Here is a 19,844-nt window from a genome sequence, read left to right as displayed (position 1 = left end):
CTTGTGAGTATCCTCGGGACAATTCGCGAGGACCTGCAGGCTGCGCGCGGTCAGGATCCTGCCGCGCGCAGCAATGCGGAGAACGCGCTCGTTTATTCAGGGCTGCATGCTATTTGGGCGCATCGGGTTGCACATCGCATGTGGGCCGTCCCTGCGCTACGCGGCCCGGCGCGAGTGCTCTCGCAGCTGACACGCTTCGTCACCGGCATCGAGATTCATCCCGGTGCCACCATCGGTCGACGGTTCTTCATCGACCACGGCATGGGCGTCGTGATCGGGGAGACGGCCGAGGTCGGTAACGACGTGATGCTCTATCACGGCGTCACTCTCGGTGGTCGCTCGCTCGAACAGGTCAAACGTCACCCGACGCTGGGTGATCGGGTAACCGTCGGCGCTGGTGCCAAGATCCTCGGACCTGTCGTCATCGGTGAAGGTAGCGCTATCGGCGCCAATGCCGTTGTCACCAGAGATGTTCCGGCCGAATCCATCGCGACGGGTATCCCGGCGGTGGCGCGGCCACGGACCACCAAGGAAAAACTGGTGGACCCGAACAGTTACATCGACCCTGCGATGTACATCTGAACGTATTCCTCGGATGGCCACCCCTCGTGTAGACGACGGGTGGCCATCGGCGTCTGCTCAGGCTCGCGTCAGGTGCCACCCGCGACGTCCCAGTACGACGGCAGTCAGAGCGCCCAGTGCTGCTCCGATCAAGGGATAGCAGGCCAGGACGAGCCAGCGCGGTCCGTCTAAGGGTTCGTAGGCGGTGGCTATTGTCGACTCGTAGTCCCGAGCCATCTGCACGTCCCGGAACGGTACGTAGGAACCCTGATAGACGATGGTCTCGTCAGGGCTGGTCATCACGTCGATCAGACTGCCCACCAGGGGAATTCCCCCGACGACAAATCCCAGAACCGCCAGAATCACGATCAGTGTGCGCATCGCCCGAGCCTATCGCCCGGCAGGAAGTTCAGACTGTGATCGACGGTTCTTCGGGGGTCGAGAGGGTCAGGATCGCCCGCACGACACGTGGGCTCTGCTCGAGTGAGCGCTCGAGTTCGCGCAACGTGTGGGCCACACGGGATTCCGCGTAGTCACCGACCAGGTCGACGCTGGCCACCAGGTAGACCTGCCGCGGCCCGAGGTATTCCATGCGTAGGAACGTGATTCGGTTGATTTCGGGTAGTTGAGTGAGAGCTTCGACGGCTGCTGCCCGCAGCGTCGGTGAGGCCTCTTCGCCGACCAGGAAGCGGCGGTTCCGATCTATCAGAATGATTGCGATGACCCCGAGGAGAATGCCGACGAAGATGGAGCCGAGGGCGTCGGGGATCGGCGAACCGGTGACCTGGTGCAACAGAACACCGACGAACGCGATGACCAAACCGATAAGTGCCGCAGCATCTTCGGCGAACACGGCCCGAGTCGTCGGGTCGGATGTGTTGAGTGCCTGGGTCATGACGTCGCGGTTCACGGCGGACGCTTCGTTTCGGAGTTGTTTGTACGCCTGCCGGAACGAGATGCCTTCGAGGATGAACGAGACGCCGAGGACGGCGTAGGCGACACCGAAGTCGGACGCCGGTTCGGAATGGAACAGTTCCTGGATGCCATGAGTGATCGAGACACCCGCGCCGAGTGCAAACAGTCCGAGAGCGGCGAACATCGACCAGATGTATGCCTCCCGGCCGTAGCCGAGTGGCTGGTCTCGGTCGGGAACCCTTTTCGAGCGGCGGTTCGCGATCAGCAGCAGCACTTCGTTGCCGGTATCGGCCCAGGAGTGGGTGGCCTCTGCGACCATCGATGCAGATCCGGTGACGATGGCGGCCGCCGTCTTGGCACCGGCGATCAGCGCGTTCGCCGCAAACGCCAGTACGACCGTCGTGGTGCTCTCGTCGGCCGATGCTTCCGTTTCGGTGCTCACGATTCTCAGGCTAGGCGGGTGACGACGGTTTCGTGCGGTGACGCTCGGCGACGGAGTGCAGCAGTGTGGCGACGGCGTCGTGGAACTGCGTCAGGCCCGGCTCTTCGACGGGAAAGTGCCCGCACCCGTCCAGCATCACGAATTCGGTGGGTGCGTTGATGCGGCGGAGGAACTGCAGGCTCAGTTCGGGTGGCGTCCATCGGTCGTCGGCCGGGTGGGTGAGCAGAACGGGCGTCGTCCGAAATGCTTCGGGTGCGGTGTGCTCGAACGAGAAGTAGCTGCTGAGGAATCCGAGTGGCAACCGAACACCGCCACCGCGCGGATCGGTTGCGCACAGCGTTGCGAGCTCCCGATTGCTGCTCATGTTCGCCACGTCGGCGACCCAACGGATGGGCACGCGGATACGGCCCACCAGTCGTTCGGTGCGCCGCATCAGGGGAGTGCCGTAGACACCCATCGGGCCGAACCGCGCCGCGGCAGCTCTGGCCGATGGATCCGAGGGATCGAGCAGGCAGGTAGCGACGACGGCGTCGGCCAGACCGGTCCGCGCGGCTACCTCGTAGGCCAGCAGACCGCCGATGCTGGCTCCCAACAACACCAGCGGCCGATCGTCGGCTGCCTTCTCGGCCCGGACGAGATCGCAGAGGAGATCGACCCACTGCTCGTACCGGACGCCGGCGGGATCGGCTACGACGGTGTCGCCGTACAGCGGAAGGTCAGGGAAGAGGACTTCGGCTCCGAGTTTCACGCCGATCCCGGCGAACGGCCACAACGCGCCCGAGTAGCCGCCGGCGCCGTGGATGCCGAGAACACGAACCGGCGCGTCTGGAACCACGGCCCGTGCGACGTGGACGGTGTTGCCGTTCCACTCCCACCACGTCGGGGTCGGCGCCGGCATGTGGTCGGTGTACCGGTCGGGCATAAACTTCGAGTAATCGGCGCTGGTCACCTACACAATTCTCGGTATCGGCGTCGCGGCTGACAACTCGCATCGGAGGACCGTGTCGACTCGGCGGAAAAGGCCCTCCCAGCAGCGCTCGAGGGCTACCTACGACGCGATCCTGGAGGCAGCTACTCGCGTTTTCGCTTCGGAAGCCATGGCAGCGACCACCAACCGAATCGCTGACGAAGCAGGGGTGTCGGTGGGCTCGCTCTACCAGTATTTCAGCGACAAGTACGAGATCCTTGCGGAGTTGGCGAACCGTCACGTGAGTGCTGCGCGGGAGAGTTTTGCGCTCTGCCTTGCCGACATCGTCGAGCGCGAACTCTCCCTGGACGAGGCCGTGAGGATGTTGGTGGAGTGCGCGGTCGAAGTGAACAGTAAGCCGCGAGAGTTCTTCCACCTGCTCTACGATCAGGTTCCACGTACGCGTGAGCTCATCGAGCAGGTCGAAGGAATGAATCGTCAACTGGTACTCGGCTTTTCGGAGTACCTCCAGAGCCACGGTTTCAGTGCGGAGGATGCGTTGTTGACGTCGCGGCTGACCGTGACTGCCGTGGACAGTCAGGTGCATCGGGTTGTGCTGGAATCGGATTCACCCGAAGAACTTCGAGTGCGAACGGAAGCCGTCGTGCGGCAGGCGAGATCGATGATCGCGTCGGAATCCTGATCCGGTGTGCGGAATGGTGACCACAGTCCGTTATGGTTCTGACGTCATCATCGAGGTAATGGGAAGTCGGTGCAATTCCGGCGCGGTCCCGCCACTGTGAGGTCGTCCCTGCGTCGACCGTAGCCAGATACCACCCTCGTTGACGTTGTGTCATGCCACGAGGATGGATCGGTCACACCATGAATGCTGTTGGCGGAGCTCTGTCTCCACCTACCCACCTGCCTTCGCCGAAGGCTGGTGCGCCTCGAGGACGGCTCAGTCCGGGTATCGTGCTGCCCGCTCTGCTGGTCGTCACCGTGCTCTCTGCTGTGTGCGCGTTGGCATTCGGATCCGAGATGCTCCCCGTGTCCACTGTGGTGGACGTGGTGCACTCGCGCTTCGGAGGCCCACCCGTCACGCGTTCCGAACTTGCGATTGTGTGGGGGATCAGAGCACCTCGGGTACTGCTCGGTCTGGCCGTCGGCGCTGGTCTTGCCGTCGCCGGCGCGGTGGTGCAAACCCTCGTCCGTAACGCTCTCGCCGATCCCCACCTGCTGGGAGTGTCGTCCGGCGCGAGTGTCGGTGCCACCGCCGTCATCACCACCGGACTGTTCGCCGGCGCGGGAGTGTGGGCGCTCAGTTTCGGCGCGATGATCGGGGCGCTGGGAGCTGCGATTCTCGTCTTCACCATCGCGACGCTGCAAGGCGGTATCACTCCACTGCGATTGGTTCTGACCGGCACCGTTACCGCATCCGCCTTGTCGGCGATCGCGAGTTTTCTGGTGCTGCGTACCAATGATTCCCAGGCCGCGCAGTCCGTATTGTTCTGGCTCCTGGGAAGTTTGGCCGGGGCATCCTGGGACAAGTTGTGGGCGCCGGTCATCGTTGTGTTCCTGCTCACGGCAGCGGTGTTCGCGCTGCACGGTTGGCTGGACGCGCTGGCGGCCGGACCGGACGTCGCGGCTTCGCTCGGTATTCCCGTCCTAACCCTGCGAAACGTGCTGTTCGGCGTGCTGGCAGCGTTGGTCGGCACGATGGTTGCGGTGTCCGGCGCGATTGCCTTCGTAGGCTTGGTCATACCGCACGTCACACGCATGCTTGTCGGAGCCAGACATCGAGTGGTGTTGCCGGCGGCAGCGCTGATCGGCGCGTCGTTCCTGGTGTGGGTCGACGTCGTGGCGCGGACCTCGTTGCGGCCGACCGAGATCCCGCTGAGCGTGGTGACCGGGGTGATCGGTGCACCGCTGTTTCTCCTGCTTCTCGGCCGTCGGCGCTACCGATTCGGTGGCAGTTCGTGAGCGCCCGAGCCCTGGCGCTGACCGCGTCCGGAGCAGTTGTCCGCATCGACCGTCGAACCATCGTCAAAGGCGTCGACATCGCGGCCGACGCCGGCGCAGTGGTCGGCGTGGTTGGTCCGAACGGCTCGGGCAAGTCGACGTTCTTGCGTGCTCTCGCCGGTCTCGGGCCGATCGCCGGCGGTGACATTCGTGTCGGCGGCGAGTCCGTGCACGCGATGTCCGCGCGGTCGAGGGCCAAAGCCATTTCCTTTGTGGCGCAGGAAGAGCAGAGCCCCGCCGATTTGTTGGTTCACGAGTACGTGAGTCTGGGCCGCACGCCACATGCAAAGCCCTGGAGCGTCGGTGGAAAGCACGAGAATGCCGTCGTCGATCGTGCTCTGGGCGAGGTCGGAATGATCGAGCACCGGTTCTCTTCGATGGACACGCTTTCCGGCGGTGAGCGTCGGCGGGTGTTTCTCGCCCGAGGTCTCGCGCAGGATGCCGGTGTGCTCATCCTCGACGAGCCGACCAATCATCTCGACATCCGGCATCAACTCGAACTGCTCGATCTGGTCCGGTCGTTGGACCGGACGGTGATCATGGCACTGCACGACCTCGATTTGGCTGCGGCAGTGTGCGATCGGGTGCTCGTGCTCGCGGATGGAGTGGCCAGGGCGTTCGGACATCCATCCGACGTACTCACCACCTCGGTGGTGGCAACTGTTTTCGGCGTCGAGACTTTCGAACTCGTGAACCCCGCGACAGGCCGTTCACACCTCGTATTCGAATCACGAAATTCTCAACCACAACAATCATTTTCGGAGAGTGCACTTTGATACAGGTCAAGACCCGCGCGTCGTTCGGTGCGGTTGTAGCCGCGACAGCGTTGTTGACAGTTGCCGGCTGCTCGGCAACTGCACCGGTGGACGAAGCTGCAGACAAGACTTCGGTGACATTGGAGAACTGCGGGACCGAAAGCACTTTCCAGCTTCCGATCGAGAACGTCGTTGCGACAAGCAATGCGGCCAATATCGGCACCATTCTTCGAGTCGGCGGTTTGGATCGTCTCGCTGCCGTCGTGTTGAACACGAACAACGACGCGGTCATGGAGTCGATGTTCGGCCCTGGAATTGCGGACGTCCCACACCTGGACGGAACGATCACGATGGAGACGATTCTGGGTAAGCAGGCGGACCTGGTGGTCGGCTCCTACAGTGGCTTGTTCAAGGGCGCCTCCGGTGTGACGCCGGAATCGCTGCAGAGCAACAACATCGATGCATATGTGATCTCCGATAGTTGTCGGCAGAGTGCCGCAGCGGATTCCGCGCTCGGCACGATGGGTCCGTGGGATGCCCTTCGTGCGGACGTGACCAATTACGGAAAGCTGTTCGGAACCGAGGACACCGCCGCCGAGGCATTGACCGAATTGAATTCACGTTTGGCACGTCTGGAGTCCGCGCCAGATGCCGCCGACAAGCCGAAGGTGCTGATCTACGACAGCGGTGAAGAAGATCTGTACACCAGCGGAGGCAACGGAGCCCCCAACGGAATCATCGACGTCGCCGGGGGAACCAATGTGTTCGCCGACGTCGACAACACCTGGTTCAAAGCGAGCTGGGAGACCGTCGCGAAGTCAGAACCCGACATCATCGTGATCATGGACTACAAGAAGAGTGCCGACGAAGTACAGGGCAAGATCGACGCGATCAAGAGCCGAGAAGGCCTGCGTGACCTCGACGCAGTCAAGCAGAACCGTTTCGTCGTACTCCCGCTCGCCATGTTCACCAGTGGGTTCCCCAATATCTACGGCGCGGAACAGTTGCGCGCGAAGATCGAAGAGTTCGGGCTTGCTCCGTCGAGCAGCATCGACTGGACAACCGCGCCGTCGGCATGAGCAACAACCGGTGCTCGCGTCGGGTGATTGTCGTCTTACGGCCGACTGTCAGCGGCCTGGACGAGTCGGCTGCACGACGGATGCTCGACGCTGTTCGGGCCGGCACCGACGCCGACGTTCGCGTTGCGTACCTCGATGTCTCCTCGCCGAGCCTTCACGAGGAACTCGATCGAGCCCATGTCGATGACGTCGACAAGGTCGTGTTGATTCCAGTTGCGGTGCCGAGGGATCGGTACCTGCTCACGTGGACAAGCAAGGCGGTTGCGAACTGGCGCGAAACCCGAATCGACGCCGAACTGGAAGTGACGCTCCACGAATCGGAAACGCTCGAAGGTGCGGTGGCCGGGCAGGTGATCGACGAACTCGACTCGGCGGGAAAGCCGATCACCGCGAGTCCGGCGTCGTATCGCAGTCCGGCGTGGTCCGTGATCGAGCAGCACGATAGGCATCTGTTGGTGTGCAAGGGCCCTCGCTGTATGGCGTACGGAGCAGGACCGTTGCACCGGGCGATGAGCGCGGCGGCCAAAGGTACCTCGTCGAAGGTGACCGGAACCGGTTGTCTGAGCCCGTGCAACCTGGGGCCGTTGGTGATCGCGAACCCCGGCGGTACCTGGTTCGGGCACGTGGACGCCGGTGATGCCGAGGCCTTGGTCTCCGGTCATGAGGATCGATTGGTGGATCACGTTCTGGATCGGTAGATATAGGTCGGCGAAACAGAGAACCCGCTGAGCGCGAAGTGCGCTCAGCGGGTTCTGTTGTCCTGTCTCAGGAACCGAAGGGAAGGGTTCCCGGCGGGATCTGGTATCCACTGCTGCCGACGGAGGCGCTGCCCCAGAGTGCGAGGAAAGCGTTGATGGCGTTGGTGAGCATATGAATGTCCTTTGTGAGATGACTGATTCGTTTTCGACGCTCCCGGGTGGGTCAGCCCACGTAGCCGGGCGGCATGAGTACGGACTTGGTCTCGCAGAAGGCTTCGAGGCCCTCAGGTCCGTTCTCGCGCCCGATACCGGAGTTCTTGTAACCACCGAACGGCGATCCGGGATCGAAGGCGTACCAGTTGATCGCGTAGGTACCCGTGCGGATCTGCGCGGCAACTTCGAGTCCGTGATCGATGTCGGTGGTCCACACCGATCCGGCGAGGCCGTAATCCGAATCGTTGGCGATCTTGATGGCCTCGTCCTCGGAGTCGTACGGGATCACCGAGAGAACGGGTCCGAAGATCTCCTCGCGTGCGATGGTCATCGAGTTGTCCACGTCGGCGAAGATCGTCGGCTCGACGTACCAGCCCTTGTCCAGGCCGGCGGGGCGTCCACCACCGAGTACGACGCGCGCGCCTTCTTCCTTACCCTTGGCGATGTAACCCTCGACGCGCTCGCGCTGCTTCTCGGAGATCAGCGGGCCGAGTTGTGCTGCGGGATCGGACGGATCGCCGACGGTCATGAAGCCTGCGGCGGTCTTCATTCCCTCGATGACCTCGTCGTAACGCGAACGGGGAGCGAGGATTCGGGTCTGAGCGACACAGGCCTGACCGGTGTTCATCAGGCCGGACATGACGAGCATCGGCATTCCGGCGGCGATGTCGGCGTCCTCGAGGATGATCGCGGCGGACTTGCCACCCAGTTCGAGGGAGCAGCGCTTGAGGTTCTGTGCGGCGATGGCACCGATCTTGCGGCCGACGGCACTGGATCCGGTGAACGTGATCTTGTCGATGCCCGCGTGAGAGACCAGGTATTCGCCGGTCTCGGCTCCGCCGGGGAGCACGGAGATGACGCCTTCGGGAACGCCTGCCTCGGTGAAGATCTCGGCGATCACGTGGACGGAGAGAGGGGATTCGGGTGCGGGCTTGAGCAGTACGGTGCAGCCGGCGAGCAGCGCGGGGGCCAGCTTGTTGATCGCCAGGAACAGCGGGACGTTCCAGGCCAGCACGGCGGCGACGACGCCGACGGGCTCACGGGTCACCTTGGTCTGCCCGAATGCGCCGGTGCGCTTCTCTTCCCACGCGAACTTGTCGGCCAGCTCGGCGTAGTAGCCCAGCGTCGCCATCGACGGGGTCTGCTGCATCATGCCGACCATGGCGGGCGGCTGGCCCATCTCGTTGGAGATGAGCTGGTTGATCTCCGCGCTGCGCTCTTCGATCAGCTTGGCGGCCTTGGCGAGGATCGCGCCGCGCTCGGCGGGGGTGGTGCGTGACCACGGTCCCTCGAACGCCGCGCGGGCTGCGGACACGGCCGCGTCGATGTCTGCCGGTGCTGCGATGGGACAGCTGCCGACGCGCTCCTCCGTTGCGGGAGAGAACACTTCGAGTACCTGGTCGGTGGCCGGGGCCACCCATGCTCCACCGATGTAGAGCTTGTCGTAGTCAGTCATCAATTCATTCCTCGGTGTTGTCGGTCGCCGCGAGGGCATACGCGTCGTCTGCCTGTGCGGTGTCGGTGAAACTGGTGAATCCGTATTTCTCGTGCGGTCCGATGGCGGCTACCTCGAAAAGGCCGGTGCCGGTGTTGGTGTTCGTGCCTTCGGTGAGAGTGAAGGACGCGAGATTGTCGACGGGGGAGAACATGCGTTGGAACGGTTCGATCTCGTGGACCTTGTGGCGCAGTCCCTGTACGACGAGTTCGCCCTGCCACATTCCGTGACGCCAGTCCTGTTCGAGCCCGTAGCCGGTGCCGATTCCGATGTAGTTGGCCAGCAACAGTTCGCAGGTGACGGTCAGGACTTCACCGCCCGGCCGGTGAAAGGTGACTCTCGCCCCGGTGACGTCGCGGGTGTCGGGGCAGAACGTCAGTTCGTGTTCGGGTCGGCCGAGCCATTCGTTGTCCCTGGCTTCGTCCGGCCACACTCGCATGGCTTCTTCGACGATGCGCCTGCCCTGCTCGTCTTCCTGCATGATCACCGAGATCGTGAACTCGTCGAACTGCATGACCGCGTAGATCCAGAAGAAGTTCTGGATTCCGTCGACGGCGCGTCTGCCTTGCGGTTCGGCTTCACCGACCGGACGCACACCCCACGAGCGGTCGCGGTTACCCCGCCACGTCTTCGGGTCGATCGCGAACTCCTCCCCGTCGACGGTGAGCGATCCGGTCCAGGTTCCGGTCTGCAGGAAGCGCGAGGTGTCGAACGTGACTCGTTCGAGTTGACGGCGAAAGTGCTTGGGCTCGAGCGCCGCCGGGATGGTGGCGTCGAAGGTGATGTCGAAGGAGAGATCGTATTCGCTGCCAGGTCCGAGGACGACGCGGAGCTTCTGCAGTCCTTCGAGCACTTCGATGCGCAAAGGTCCGACGGTGGTGTCGGTGCGGTCGGCGCCCAGAGCCTTCGACATACGAGCAACGATGTGGTCGTCACCGCGGCGCAGTACCGCGAAGGCGTCCATGACACCTAGGTTGGGGTACTGGCCGAGTCCGACGATGAGGAACACGTCGGGGGATTCCGTGGGGTAGCAGTTGAAGTAGTAGCGGTCGTAGAAGTTTCGATCCGAGGTGGCTACGTGACGGATCGGTTCGGCGATCTGGTGAACGGGGTAGTCGTCCATCGGTGAGAGCATGTCAGGCCAACCTCTCCCAGTAGGTACCGTCCAGCATGGCGGCCAGCGAAGCGCGGTGCATGATCATGTCGTCGGGGTCTTCGGGTCGCTGTGACTGGCCGAAAGCTATGGCACGGGCCTGGATTCGCCACATGATCACCGCCTGGCGAAGTGCAGCGTACGTAACGTAGAACTCCAGATCGTGTGGGGTGTGGCCGGTGATCTCGGCGTAGGTCTGCGCGAGATCCGGCAGTCGAAGGAAGTCGGGAAGGCCGGGTAGGTTCGCAAGTCCGGCGATGTCCTCGAAGAACCTGTGCAGGAATGCCATCCAGCCCAGATCCATCTCTCGTGGGCCGAGAGTTGCCATTTCCCAGTCCAGTACGGCTACCGGCGCGAAGTCCTGGTACATGACGTTGCCGATGCGCGAGTCGCCCCAACAGAGCACGGCCGGAGAATCGTCCGCGGGATTGTTCTCCTCGATCCAGTCGAGGGCACGTTCGATGAGCGGTGATCTGATCCCGTCGGAGACCACCCACTCGTAGTACGCGCGCTGCTCGGCGATGTGCGCCGTGAATGCTTCTCGTGCAGTCGTTCCCGAATTCGGGAGTCGGAGGAAGTCGAAACGCTCACCAGCTTTGTCGATGGCATGCAACTGAGCCAGGACGTCGACCGAGCTGCGTTGCAGGGTCTTTCGCTGCTCGGGGGACGCTTCGGTGACCCACGATCCGAAGTTGTACGGCATGACGTCCGGTGGCACGTCGCCGGAGATGCGTTCCATCACGAAGAACGGCGCACCCAACGCGTCCGGGTCGGATTCCGACCAGTACACCGCGGGTACGGGCACTGCCGAGTGCTCGCGCACCTGAGCCATGGTGCGGAACTGGGATTCGAGGTCGTAGGCAGGAAAGACCGGCATGGTCGATTCCGTCGGCGCCACCCGAGCGACCAAGGGATGATGTTCGCCGTCCCAGGTGGCGTCGAAGAGGATGGTTTCGCTGGACATGCCGTTGGCTGCGGGCAAGGTGACGTCGGCGACGGTCACAGTGGATCCGCTCGGCACCTTGCCGGCCATCCACCGTTCCAGGCGCTCACGGAGGTCTTCGGTGTCGCGGAGGGAATCGCTTGGTCGGGCGACCTGGGCGTGATGCTCGGTTTCATCGGTCGAAGAAGCGGTCGAGGCAACGTCAGATGAGGAAGCGTCTGGGCTCACGGTCACCTCCTTCCCGTAGGCGTCACGTGCAATGCCCGTAACGGTGTGAGTCAGAACACTAAAACACGTTACAGAAATTGGGAACAGGTGGCACCCGTTTAGTGGGACTCCCTGCGGATTTATCGGGGAAGAACGCGTGTCAGATAACGGCGGTGAGCGCGAGCAAGCCCGCACCGGTCAGAGTTCCGGCGCCACCCAGCTCGGCGGGAACGATCCGGAGCCCGGCGACGAACGACAAACGGGCATGTCGGGCAGCCGCGTCGAGCATCGGTTCCCACAGCGGTGCACCCGACTGGGCGAAACCGCCGCCGATCACCGCGAGGTCCACGTCCAGGAGGGCAGCCGCCGAGGCGATGGCACCACCGAGCGCCGTGCCTGCACGGTGAAGCGCGTCCACGGCGATCGCGTCGCCGCTGCGTGCACTTTCGGCTAGTTCACGGCCGGTGTTTCCCGACCAGCCCTGGCTACGAGCCCATCGCACCGCGGACGGTCCACTGGCCACCGTCTCGAGGCAGCCGACGCCCCCGCAGCTGCACGGTTCGGAAGATCCTGGAACGACGAGGTGGCCGATGTGACCGGCGTTCCCCGTGCGACCCCGAGCAATCTCACCGCCGAGAACGATTCCTCCGCCGATTCCCGTCGAGACGACCAGGCTCAGGAGGTTCGGGGTTCCGCGTCCGGCGCCGTGGTGGAACTCCGCCAATGCCGCTGCGGCTCCGTCCATGGCGAGGGCGGTTCCGGCATCGGGAAAGACGCTGCGGACGCCCGCTACGAGCTCGAATCCCTGTGCCCACTCGGTGATGTTGATGGGAGCGACAACGCCGGCGACGGTGTCCACCGGCCCGGCGCACGCGATGCCGACACCGTCGACCTCTCGGCCGTCTGCGACTCGTTCGAGCAGCGCCGCACACGCTCTCCACGGGTCGGTCTGCGGCGTCGGCACGCTGTCGAACACGGGAACGCGGCCGTCCTCGGACACGACCCCGGCAGCCATCTTGGTACCACCGATGTCGACTGCGAGGCGCATGTCGCTATCGCTTTTCGAGAACCACGACGAGGTTGCTCACCAGGAACTCCCGCAGACCGGGGACTCGGACCATCCACCACGCCCACGACGGGTGGTAGCGCGGGATCGCGGCGAGCAACGTGCCCTGGCTGGTTCCACGGGCCCAGCGTAAGCCGTCCGTGGCGCCGACTTTGAACAACGACACCCCGAATCTGTTCTTCGGTTCGCGCCCGGTCTTGCGGAGGTACCGCTTGGCTGCGTACTCGCCGCCCAGCGCGTGCCACGGTCCGGTTTCGTGGCCGCCGAACGGACCCCACCACAGGGTGTACGAGAGAACCATCAAGCCGCCGGGCTTGGTCACGCGCAGCATTTCCTCGGCCATCAGCCAGGGCTCGCTGACGTGTTCGGCCACGTTGGAGGAGAAGCAGATGTCCACGGACGAGTCCAGGAACGGCAGTGCCAAACCGGATCCACGCACCGCGCCGCCCACGGTCAGACCCGCAGCATGCATCTCCGACGGATCGGGTTCGACGGGAATGTAGCGGGCACCTGCGGCTTGAAAGACCTCCGCGAAATAGCCCGGACCACCGCCGACGTCGAGGACGGTGAGACCGTCGAGGGATCGTCCGGTGTGACCTTCGTGCAGGTCCGAGATCAATTCGACGGAGTCGCGCGCGAGCGCGCCGTAGAAGATGTCGGGCGCGGACTGCTCGTGGCGGAAGTCGCTGAGCAGGCCGAACGAGCGTTTCAGGGTTGCCCGTCGGCCGAAAATGCGGGTCACTGCGGGCTTGGTCACGGGTAGCAACTTTAGCCACTGGGGCACCCGGTCCACGAACACCGTCAGGAGCGCGGCAATACCGACGCTCGAACAGTTAGGGTGTTCGGCAGGGTTACCGGCCGGTCAGGCGGGGCATCCCGCAGGATCGCCCGAACCGGGGTGGCCACCGACCAACTCAGGGAGTAACGCACGTGCGCGAGGTTCTGTTGCTCTGCTGGCGCGATACCGGGCATCCCCAGGGCGGTGGAAGCGAGCGTTACCTCGAGCAGGTCGGATCCCAGTTGGCCGAGCGCGGTATCAAGGTGACGCTGCGGACGGCGTCGTATCCCGGGGCGCCCGCGTCGGAGGTTCGAGACGGCATCACGATCAGCCGGGCCGGTGGACGTTTCAGCGTGTACCCCCGCGCTCTGGCCGCCATTGCCGCCGGACGTCTGGGTTTCGGATCGCTCAAGGGCATTCGCCCCGACGCGGTGATCGACACTCAGAACGGCATCCCCTTCTTCTCCAAGACCGTGGCGGGTGCGCCGGTCACGCTTCTGGTCCATCACTGCCATCGTGAACAATGGCCGGTGGCAGGCAAGCTCGTCGGCCGGATCGGCTGGTGGGTCGAATCGCGATTGTCACCGCGCACCCATCGACGTAGTCAGTATCTGACGGTGTCGCTTCCCTCAGCGGAAGAATTGGTGGACCTCGGTGTCGAGCGCGAACGAATTGCCGTGGTGCGTAACGGTGCCGATCGGCTCCCCGTCGGCGTCGACGCGGGTGGATCGATCACCAGGGCCGAGCGTCCCACCATCTCGGTTCTCTCACGACTGGTGCCGCACAAGCAGATCGAGGACGCACTCGAGGCCGTCGCAGCCCTGCGTCCGACGCTTCCGGACATCCATCTCGACGTCATCGGTGGTGGTTGGTGGGAGCAGAACCTGCGAGATCGCGCCGCCGAGTTGGGAATCGGTGACGCCGTCTCGTTCTACGGTCACGTCGACGAGGCTCGTAAACATGAACTCCTTGCGCAGTCGTGGATTCACCTCATGCCTTCGCGGAAGGAAGGGTGGGGCCTGGCGGTCATCGAGGCTGCGCAGCACGGTGTTCCGACGATCGGTTACCGCAGTTCCAAGGGCTTGACCGATTCGATCGTCGACGGAGTGACCGGGCTGTTGGTCGGCGGTGAGCACGCCGGCGACGGCGACATCGCTGATCTGACGCAGGCGGCAGGCACCCTGCTCCGCGACCACGAACTCCGCACGGTGCTCGGTGAGAAAGCTCGGGTGTGGTCGGGCGAGTTCTCCTGGGAGCAGACCGGCACCGGAGTGCTCGAGGTGCTGACCGCGCACAAGGACGGTCGGTGGGTCTCAGGACTGGCCGCGCCTCGCGAGTCGAATTCGGTTCTGGTTCAGTCCGACTGAGATCAGCGCGATCACGCCCATCAGTATCCAGGCGAGATGCGCAACTATGACGGCCGTTCGGGCGCCGGTCGAGGCTTCGTGCGCGGCAACATCTCCGGGTACCCGGTAGAGCTCGAGATCGTTGTCGGCAAAGACCTGTTCCAACCCGGCGAGTGTCGCTGCCGCCTTGCCGAGCTGGCCTGGTGTCTCACGCTCGATCAGTACCCATCCGACTCCGAGATCGGCCAACTGCGTAGGACTCCCGCCGGCAAGCAGCACATCCTCGACCTGGGTGGCCCGGGTTCCTTCACCGCCGACAGCACCACCGGCAACCACCAGTTGGCCGGTCTGCAGCACGTCGAGGGGTAGGAAGCGTGGTGCTGGATCGAGTACCGGCGCATCACCGCTGTAGGGGAAGGCGCGGAACATCCCGGCGGGAAGCACTGCAACGTCACCGGTTTCGTCTCGTAGTTGCTCGGCAACCACGGTCCAGGACCCGGGATAGTGCACGGGCTTCAACGCGCCGCCGACACCCCACACCAGATCCGGTAGCGCCACGATCGTCACCACGACGGCGGCGATCGAGAATGTCGGGCGGGGAAGGGAGAACCGATTGCCCGCCCACATCACCGCGGCGGCGGCAGCGAGTGCGTAGAACGGTACGGCCAGCGCGACCCACTTCTGGGCGTCACGCAGTAGACCGGCGCCGGTGAACACCTCGACCGACCATCGGCCGACGTCGAGCCCCCACGGAGTAGCGCCCAGGGTCGGAGCGAGCACCGCGAACAGGGCCAGCGCGCCGAGTCCACTGGCAACGGGGTTCCGGCGTCGGCGCCACAGAGCGGGCATACCGGCGAACACGACGACGAGCAGAAGAACTGTTCCGACCAACGCGAAGAGTGTTGTGCGCGTGGACGGTACCGCTGCCGAGTTCCAGAGACCGCCGAGCCCGGCGAGGCTGCCGAGCGTCGCGAGTCCCGGTTCTGCTCGGGCGGCAAAGGCGGCGACTCCCGCTGGATCGGAACCGTCGCCTGCTGCTCCGGATACGAAGGTGGCGACCAACCACGGCGAGGCGGCGACGAGGAACAGCCCGATAGCGCCGCAGACACGCCGCATGGCCGAGGTTCGGCCTCCGGGGGTGGCTACCACCACCAGCGCGGCTGTCAGAGCGAGCAGAGCGCCGGTAGGTGTCAGACCCGCGAATGCCAGTGACGCGGCCAACGCCCACCAGGACCCGGGCGTGGCTCGGCGAACTCCGATTCCGGCACACACGATCCACGGCAGTGCGGCATAACCGGTCATCAGGCTCCAATGTCCTTGTAACAGGCGCTCGGCCACGTAGGGGTTCCAGAGCATCACCGTCGACGCGACCAGTTGTGGACCGAGACCGGCCGTCGGCAGCAGGACGGCGACCATGCGCGCCGCACCCCAACCGGCGAGCCAGAGCGCCACGAGCAGGATGAACTTGACCACCAGTCCGCCGTCGATCACGGTGCTCAACGCTGCGATCAGCGCGTCCTGGGGAACGGCGCGGGCTGCGGCGTCGGTGAGTCCGAGGGCGGAGTCGGTCAAGTACGAGCGCGGCGTGCTGACGGCGTCGCGCAGCAGGAGGTAGCCGGGGCCGAGCAGCGGTCCGAGGATCAACAGTGCCAGCGCCAGGCTGTACGCCGCAGGCAGGTAACGGCGGTATCCGGCTTGCACTGTCATGACGCGCACGATACGTGGTGCATCATTACTGCCATGCCTCGCCAACCACTCGATCGCGCCGCCGCGGCCGGGGTCGGCATGGTTTTGGTGGGATCGATGACGGCCAATGTCGCGTCGTACCTGTTGGCATGGTTGGCCAGCCGATGGTTGGGTCCGGTCGGCTACGGCGAGTTCGCGAGTCTGCTTGCCGCCCAGTTGGTGCTTGCGGTTCCGGCTTTGGCGTTGCAGACGGTGGTCGCCCGCGAGGCGGTGCGTGGCAAGAGCACAGATGCGTTGCGGTCGTTGGGGTATCGATGCACCGCGATCGTCGCCGTCCTCGCGGTGGCGCTCACTCCGGCGATGGCGTGGCTGCTCGACACCGGAATCGTGGCGTCGTTCTCGGCTTTGGTGACTGCGCCCATGTTGGTTCTGCTGGCAACGGAGCAGGGGTTGTTGCAGGGACACGGTCGGTTCGGCACTCTCAGCGCCGTGCTGGCCGGAGCCGGGGTGATGAAAGTCCTTCCGGCAGTGATCGTTCTGGCTTTCGGTGGCGGGGCAGGCGCGGCATTGGTCGCGGGCGCGGCCGGAACTGCGTTGCTGGTGGCGATAGTTCGAGTGGTCGACCGAACCGTCTCGGTGAGCGAGGACCGTCCGGTGCGTATCGGCGTCGTCTCCGTGCTCGCGGCGTCACAAGTCCAGCTCGCGCTGATCGCGTTGTCTTCGCTGGACCTGCTGATCGTCCGTGTCGTTCTCAGCGAATACGACGCCGGTGTCTACGCACTCGGCGCCGTCGCGACGAAGGTGGCGTTCTGGCTGCCACAGGCAGTGGGCGTCGTGCTGTACCCGAAGATGGCGAATCCGGCGCACTCGGCGCAAGCGGTTCGCTCGGCGTTGGCTGTGCTCGTCGGCATCGGCGCCGTGTTGGTTCTGGGGGCGGCGGTTGCCGGCCCGCTGGTGCCGATGCTCGTGGGCGACGCGTACGCCGCCGTGGCTCCGATGCTGTGGGCCTTCGCACTGCACGGTGCAGCGCTAGCGGTACTCCAAGGTGCCTTGCTGTCCGCAATCGCGTCAGAACGCACGCGAGTGGCCCTTCTGGCGTGGGCAGGACTGGCCGTGGAGGCGACGGTGATGCTGGTGTGGGCGAAGACGCCGGGAGAGTTGATCGGCGTCGCCGTGGTGGTTGCGTCGACGACGGCGTTGGCGGTGTCCGTCGCCGCAGTGCGAAGTGCCGACCGCGCCCGGCCGGCACCTCACACCGGCGTCAGTTCTCCAGACGCGTGAACAGATCGTCGAAGTAGTCGAGCGTACGCATCGCGGTGTAGACGGATCCGTAGTTGATGTTCCCACCCGTGTAGACGACGTTGTCGCCTTGTACTGCGCGGATACGGTTCCACATCGCGCGGTCGTCGCTGACGGGATCCACGCCGGGCGCGGTGGTGACGATCATTCCGTCGGCCGAGTCGAGAGCAGTCACGAGGTTTTCGGTAGAGATCTCCTTCTGTCCCTCGACCGGCCACTGGAGCTGGACGCCGAGGTCTTCGGCCACCTGCGTGGAGATGCCCTTGCGGTTGACGCCGTTGACCTTCTGATTCACGTAGTTCAGCAGCACGATCTGCTTGCTCGCCAAGCTCGGGGCGTGACGTTCCTTCAATCCGGCTGCCTTGTCCTCGTACGCTCCGATGACCTGACGGACGTCGGGGTTCTCGGTGCGATTCAGCCAACTCGCCAGCTGATCGATGTTCTCGCGCCACGGGCGCGTGAAGTCCATCGGAAGCACAGGCGCTGTCTGGCTCAACTGCTGTAGCGGCCACATGTCGGAGGCCTCACCGATGTCGGTGCAGATGATCAGGTCCGGTTCCAGCGCGAGAATTGCCTCGACGTTGACCGGTGCCTCGAACACCTGTGCCGTGGGATCGGCCGGAACCCACGGCTCGGCGGCGTCGAAGCTGTACGCGATGACCGGCAGGCCCATCGCAACGGCTGGTTCGAGGTCGAGTCTGGAGTCGATGGCGACGACGCGCTTCGGGGTGACCGGAATGTCATAGGTTCCGAGCGAGGTCGTGACCGTGCGCATCCCGGCCGAATCGCCCTCGGTACCGGCGGACCTCGCGCAACCGGCGGCGAACAGCCCGGAGAATGCAGCCGTGCCGACAACAAATCTCCGTCGCGTCAGATCGCTGACACAGATGTGCGAACCCAGAACTGTTGATGCGGGCATGTGGCTCCTCGTGTTCGGGGTGGTCTGGACTTCCAGAAAACGCTAAGCCCGCAACCACGCGGAGGGAACGACCCGTTGCGCCAATCCGTACGCCGATCCGGCAACAAAGCCCCGAAACGCAGCAGAGCGCCCCTTCCGTGTGGAAGGGGCGCTCTGCTTACTGTCTGAATCAGTCCTTGCGCAGATCCGGACGCGGAATCACCTGAGTGTCGTCCGAGGTCCAGTCGTGCTCACCCGGAGCCGGCTCGGGCGAGCCCTGGCCGCTGGGATTCTGGTTCGTTCCGCCGTGTGCAGCGCGGGCCGGAGTTCCGCCCTTGCCGCCGCGAATGCCGAGGAAGATACCGGCGATCAGCGCGATGACGCCGAGCACACCTGCCACGATCGGGACTGTGCGGCCGAACAGCGAGAGCTTGTCCATGCCGTCACGTGCCTGCTGGACCTGGTACTCGATGGTTGCTTCGTCGAAGGGCAGCGTGACCTTGAGAACCTCGACGTCGACCGAGTCCTTGTTGCGTCCGTAGTACTGGTGCAACTGCTCCTGGCCCTTGACGACGACGCCGGTCTTGGGCTCGACCCACAGGTCACGGACGTTGGTGTACCAACGCGTCATCGTGATCGGAGTAGCGCCACCGGGAACGCCCCAGGTGTCGGCGGGCAGGCTCAGCTTGTTGGTGGGGGAGTTGACGACCTTCGACAGGTCGACGGGATCGATCGTCTGCTGGAAGTGGTACACCTTCAGACCGTTGATCTCGGTCTCTTCGACGAAGTCGATGTCCTTCGTGGCGCGAGCGTTCAGGTCGAAGTAGGGGTAGCTCTTCTGTTCCGTGTTGAACGGGAACTTGTACTGCAGACCGTCGCGGGAAACTTCTTCGGCGGGCTGGTCGCTGGACGTCTGGACGGTTCCGACCGGATCGTTGGTCGGCATCGAGCTGACGCGATCGAGCGTGACGCGGTCCAGGGTTGCGGTCAGCAGTCCGGTGTCGCCCTGCTTGTCGGTACGACGGACGGTCTGGCCGGCTTCGACGGTGATGATGTCGGCGTCGGACGGGTCCTGCGTGGTGACGTAGCGCTGAGCGACGATCGGCACGTTGTTGTCGACCTGCGCCTTACCGGCGAGGAGGGCCGCCGAGTTGAGGACGCTACCGGTGCCTGTGGCGACGGTGGTCACCTCGAGGTCGAGTGGCGTCTTCTCCAGCTTGCCTACCGTGTAGGTAGGAATGAGGATGGCGATGGCCAAAAGGAAGGCACCGAGGCCCACCAGAATGCAAGGAAGTATCCGGCTCGGCCCTGAGCGTTCCGCCATGCTGTGACTCCTAACCCGTTAAGTCTTTCGAGGTTCCCCAACCGGCACAATATGAGCTGC

Annotated in this window: 19 protein-coding genes and 1 riboswitch; of the genes, 8 read left to right on the top strand and 11 right to left on the bottom strand. The window is 64.4% G+C overall.

Annotation, left to right across the window (positions count from 1 at the left end):
• The first annotated feature begins 3 nt into the window (after window positions 1–3).
• Entirely contained in the window at window positions 4–582 is a 579-nt protein-coding gene (epsC, locus tag PCS43_RS04180) for a serine O-acetyltransferase EpsC (RefSeq protein ID WP_054187999.1), read from the top strand.
• A gap of 57 nt (window positions 583–639) precedes the next feature.
• On the opposite strand, the gene PCS43_RS04175 is transcribed toward epsC, so the two are convergent.
• The 3 genes from PCS43_RS04175 to PCS43_RS04165 are packed head-to-tail and all read right to left on the bottom strand — an operon-like array spanning window position 640 to window position 2,867.
• Entirely contained in the window at window positions 640–942 is a 303-nt protein-coding gene (locus PCS43_RS04175) for a hypothetical protein (RefSeq protein ID WP_065351988.1), read from the bottom strand.
• A 28-nt stretch (window positions 943–970) separates the two neighbouring features.
• Window positions 971–1,918, bottom strand: a complete 948-nt coding sequence (locus PCS43_RS04170) for a cation diffusion facilitator family transporter (RefSeq protein ID WP_042452614.1) — start codon at window positions 1,916–1,918, stop codon at window positions 971–973.
• Window positions 1,919–1,928: 10 nt separating this feature from the next.
• Window positions 1,929–2,867 carry an alpha/beta hydrolase gene (locus PCS43_RS04165; protein WP_161120897.1) on the bottom strand — a complete coding sequence of 313 codons (939 nt, stop codon included), beginning with the start codon at window positions 2,865–2,867 and terminating at the stop codon, window positions 1,929–1,931.
• A 52-nt stretch (window positions 2,868–2,919) separates the two neighbouring features.
• On the opposite strand from PCS43_RS04165, the gene PCS43_RS04160 reads away from it, so the two are divergent.
• From PCS43_RS04160 to PCS43_RS04140, 5 genes are all read left to right on the top strand, one after another.
• Window positions 2,920–3,528 (top strand): TetR/AcrR family transcriptional regulator, encoded by a 609-nt coding sequence (locus tag PCS43_RS04160; protein WP_075832324.1) that lies wholly within the window; start codon window positions 2,920–2,922, stop codon window positions 3,526–3,528.
• Between the two features lie 16 nt (window positions 3,529–3,544).
• Window positions 3,545–3,680: riboswitch (cobalamin riboswitch) on the top strand.
• Between the two features lie 117 nt (window positions 3,681–3,797).
• Complete coding sequence (locus tag PCS43_RS04155) at window positions 3,798–4,805, top strand: FecCD family ABC transporter permease (RefSeq protein ID WP_161120960.1); 1,008 nt, start codon at window positions 3,798–3,800, stop codon at window positions 4,803–4,805.
• A complete protein-coding gene (locus PCS43_RS04150) occupies window positions 4,802–5,620 on the top strand; it encodes an ABC transporter ATP-binding protein (protein WP_161120895.1) in 819 nt (272 codons plus the stop codon). The genes PCS43_RS04155 and PCS43_RS04150 overlap by 4 nt, the downstream gene beginning before the upstream one ends.
• Window positions 5,617–6,678 carry an ABC transporter substrate-binding protein gene (locus PCS43_RS04145; RefSeq protein WP_209911485.1) on the top strand — a complete coding sequence of 354 codons (1,062 nt, stop codon included), beginning with the start codon at window positions 5,617–5,619 and terminating at the stop codon, window positions 6,676–6,678. Before PCS43_RS04150 ends, PCS43_RS04145 begins: the two co-directional genes overlap by 4 nt.
• Entirely contained in the window at window positions 6,675–7,376 is a 702-nt protein-coding gene (locus PCS43_RS04140) for a (2Fe-2S) ferredoxin domain-containing protein (protein WP_070162153.1), read from the top strand. Before PCS43_RS04145 ends, PCS43_RS04140 begins: the two co-directional genes overlap by 4 nt.
• A gap of 223 nt (window positions 7,377–7,599) precedes the next feature.
• Here PCS43_RS04140 and PCS43_RS04135 read toward each other — a convergent pair whose 3' ends face one another.
• The 5 genes from PCS43_RS04135 to PCS43_RS04115 all read right to left on the bottom strand — a co-directional run bounded on the left by PCS43_RS04135 (window position 7,600) and on the right by PCS43_RS04115 (window position 13,210).
• Complete coding sequence (locus tag PCS43_RS04135; protein ID WP_003945530.1) at window positions 7,600–9,045, bottom strand: aldehyde dehydrogenase; 1,446 nt, start codon at window positions 9,043–9,045, stop codon at window positions 7,600–7,602.
• A 4-nt stretch (window positions 9,046–9,049) separates the two neighbouring features.
• A complete protein-coding gene (locus PCS43_RS04130; RefSeq protein ID WP_209911488.1) occupies window positions 9,050–10,219 on the bottom strand; it encodes a hypothetical protein in 1,170 nt (389 codons plus the stop codon).
• Between the two features lies 1 nt (window position 10,220).
• Entirely contained in the window at window positions 10,221–11,408 is a 1,188-nt protein-coding gene (locus PCS43_RS04125) for a phosphotransferase family protein (protein WP_269613246.1), read from the bottom strand.
• A 139-nt stretch (window positions 11,409–11,547) separates the two neighbouring features.
• Window positions 11,548–12,435, bottom strand: coding sequence for an ROK family protein (locus tag PCS43_RS04120; protein ID WP_209911494.1), 888 nt, complete (start codon window positions 12,433–12,435; stop codon window positions 11,548–11,550).
• 4 nt (window positions 12,436–12,439) lie between these two features.
• Complete coding sequence (locus PCS43_RS04115) at window positions 12,440–13,210, bottom strand: class I SAM-dependent methyltransferase (RefSeq protein ID WP_003945692.1); 771 nt, start codon at window positions 13,208–13,210, stop codon at window positions 12,440–12,442.
• A gap of 173 nt (window positions 13,211–13,383) precedes the next feature.
• Here PCS43_RS04115 and PCS43_RS04110 point away from each other — a divergent pair, with 173 nt between their 5' ends.
• Window positions 13,384–14,598, top strand: coding sequence for a glycosyltransferase family 4 protein (locus tag PCS43_RS04110; protein ID WP_019747129.1), 1,215 nt, complete (start codon window positions 13,384–13,386; stop codon window positions 14,596–14,598).
• On the opposite strand, the gene PCS43_RS04105 is transcribed toward PCS43_RS04110, so the two are convergent.
• Window positions 14,545–16,284: a hypothetical protein gene (locus PCS43_RS04105; protein ID WP_209911497.1), complete on the bottom strand. Its 1,740-nt coding sequence runs from the start codon at window positions 16,282–16,284 to the stop codon at window positions 14,545–14,547. The genes PCS43_RS04110 and PCS43_RS04105 overlap by 54 nt on opposite strands.
• Before the next feature lie 33 nt (window positions 16,285–16,317).
• Here PCS43_RS04105 and PCS43_RS04100 point away from each other — a divergent pair, with 33 nt between their 5' ends.
• Window positions 16,318–17,544 (top strand): lipopolysaccharide biosynthesis protein, encoded by a 1,227-nt coding sequence (locus PCS43_RS04100; RefSeq protein ID WP_042920247.1) that lies wholly within the window; start codon window positions 16,318–16,320, stop codon window positions 17,542–17,544.
• Here the strand turns inward: PCS43_RS04100 and PCS43_RS04095 are convergent.
• Window positions 17,525–18,481, bottom strand: a complete 957-nt coding sequence (locus PCS43_RS04095) for an ABC transporter substrate-binding protein (protein ID WP_064074119.1) — start codon at window positions 18,479–18,481, stop codon at window positions 17,525–17,527. The genes PCS43_RS04100 and PCS43_RS04095 overlap by 20 nt on opposite strands.
• A gap of 169 nt (window positions 18,482–18,650) precedes the next feature.
• A complete protein-coding gene (locus tag PCS43_RS04090; RefSeq protein ID WP_064443181.1) occupies window positions 18,651–19,784 on the bottom strand; it encodes a DUF3068 domain-containing protein in 1,134 nt (377 codons plus the stop codon).
• Between the last annotated feature and the right edge of the window lie 60 nt (window positions 19,785–19,844).

This window comes from Rhodococcus sp. C-2 (assembly GCF_027854095.1).
In the GTDB taxonomy this organism is placed as follows: Bacteria; Actinomycetota; Actinomycetes; order Mycobacteriales; family Mycobacteriaceae; genus Rhodococcus_F; species Rhodococcus_F qingshengii.
The sequence above is the reverse complement of the archived record's forward strand: the minus strand, read 5'-3'. Positions and strand labels throughout refer to the sequence as shown.

What these genes read in the sequence shown, in the direction of transcription:
- PCS43_RS04175 (WP_065351988.1), bottom strand. Translation starts at nt 942, where the DNA reads ATGCGCACACTGATCGTGATTCTGGCGGTTCTGGGATTTGTCGTCGGG.
- PCS43_RS04140 (WP_070162153.1), top strand. Translation starts at nt 6,675, where the DNA reads ATGAGCAACAACCGGTGCTCGCGTCGGGTGATTGTCGTCTTACGGCCG.
- PCS43_RS04135 (WP_003945530.1), bottom strand. Translation starts at nt 9,045, where the DNA reads ATGACTGACTACGACAAGCTCTACATCGGTGGAGCATGGGTGGCCCCG.
- PCS43_RS04130 (WP_209911488.1), bottom strand. Translation starts at nt 10,219, where the DNA reads ATGCTCTCACCGATGGACGACTACCCCGTTCACCAGATCGCCGAACCG.
- PCS43_RS04120 (WP_209911494.1), bottom strand. Translation starts at nt 12,435, where the DNA reads ATGCGCCTCGCAGTCGACATCGGTGGTACCAAGATGGCTGCCGGGGTC.
- PCS43_RS04105 (WP_209911497.1), bottom strand. Translation starts at nt 16,284, where the DNA reads ATGACAGTGCAAGCCGGATACCGCCGTTACCTGCCTGCGGCGTACAGC.
- PCS43_RS04100 (WP_042920247.1), top strand. Translation starts at nt 16,318, where the DNA reads ATGCCTCGCCAACCACTCGATCGCGCCGCCGCGGCCGGGGTCGGCATG.
- PCS43_RS04095 (WP_064074119.1), bottom strand. Translation starts at nt 18,481, where the DNA reads ATGCCCGCATCAACAGTTCTGGGTTCGCACATCTGTGTCAGCGATCTG.
- PCS43_RS04090 (WP_064443181.1), bottom strand. Translation starts at nt 19,784, where the DNA reads ATGGCGGAACGCTCAGGGCCGAGCCGGATACTTCCTTGCATTCTGGTG.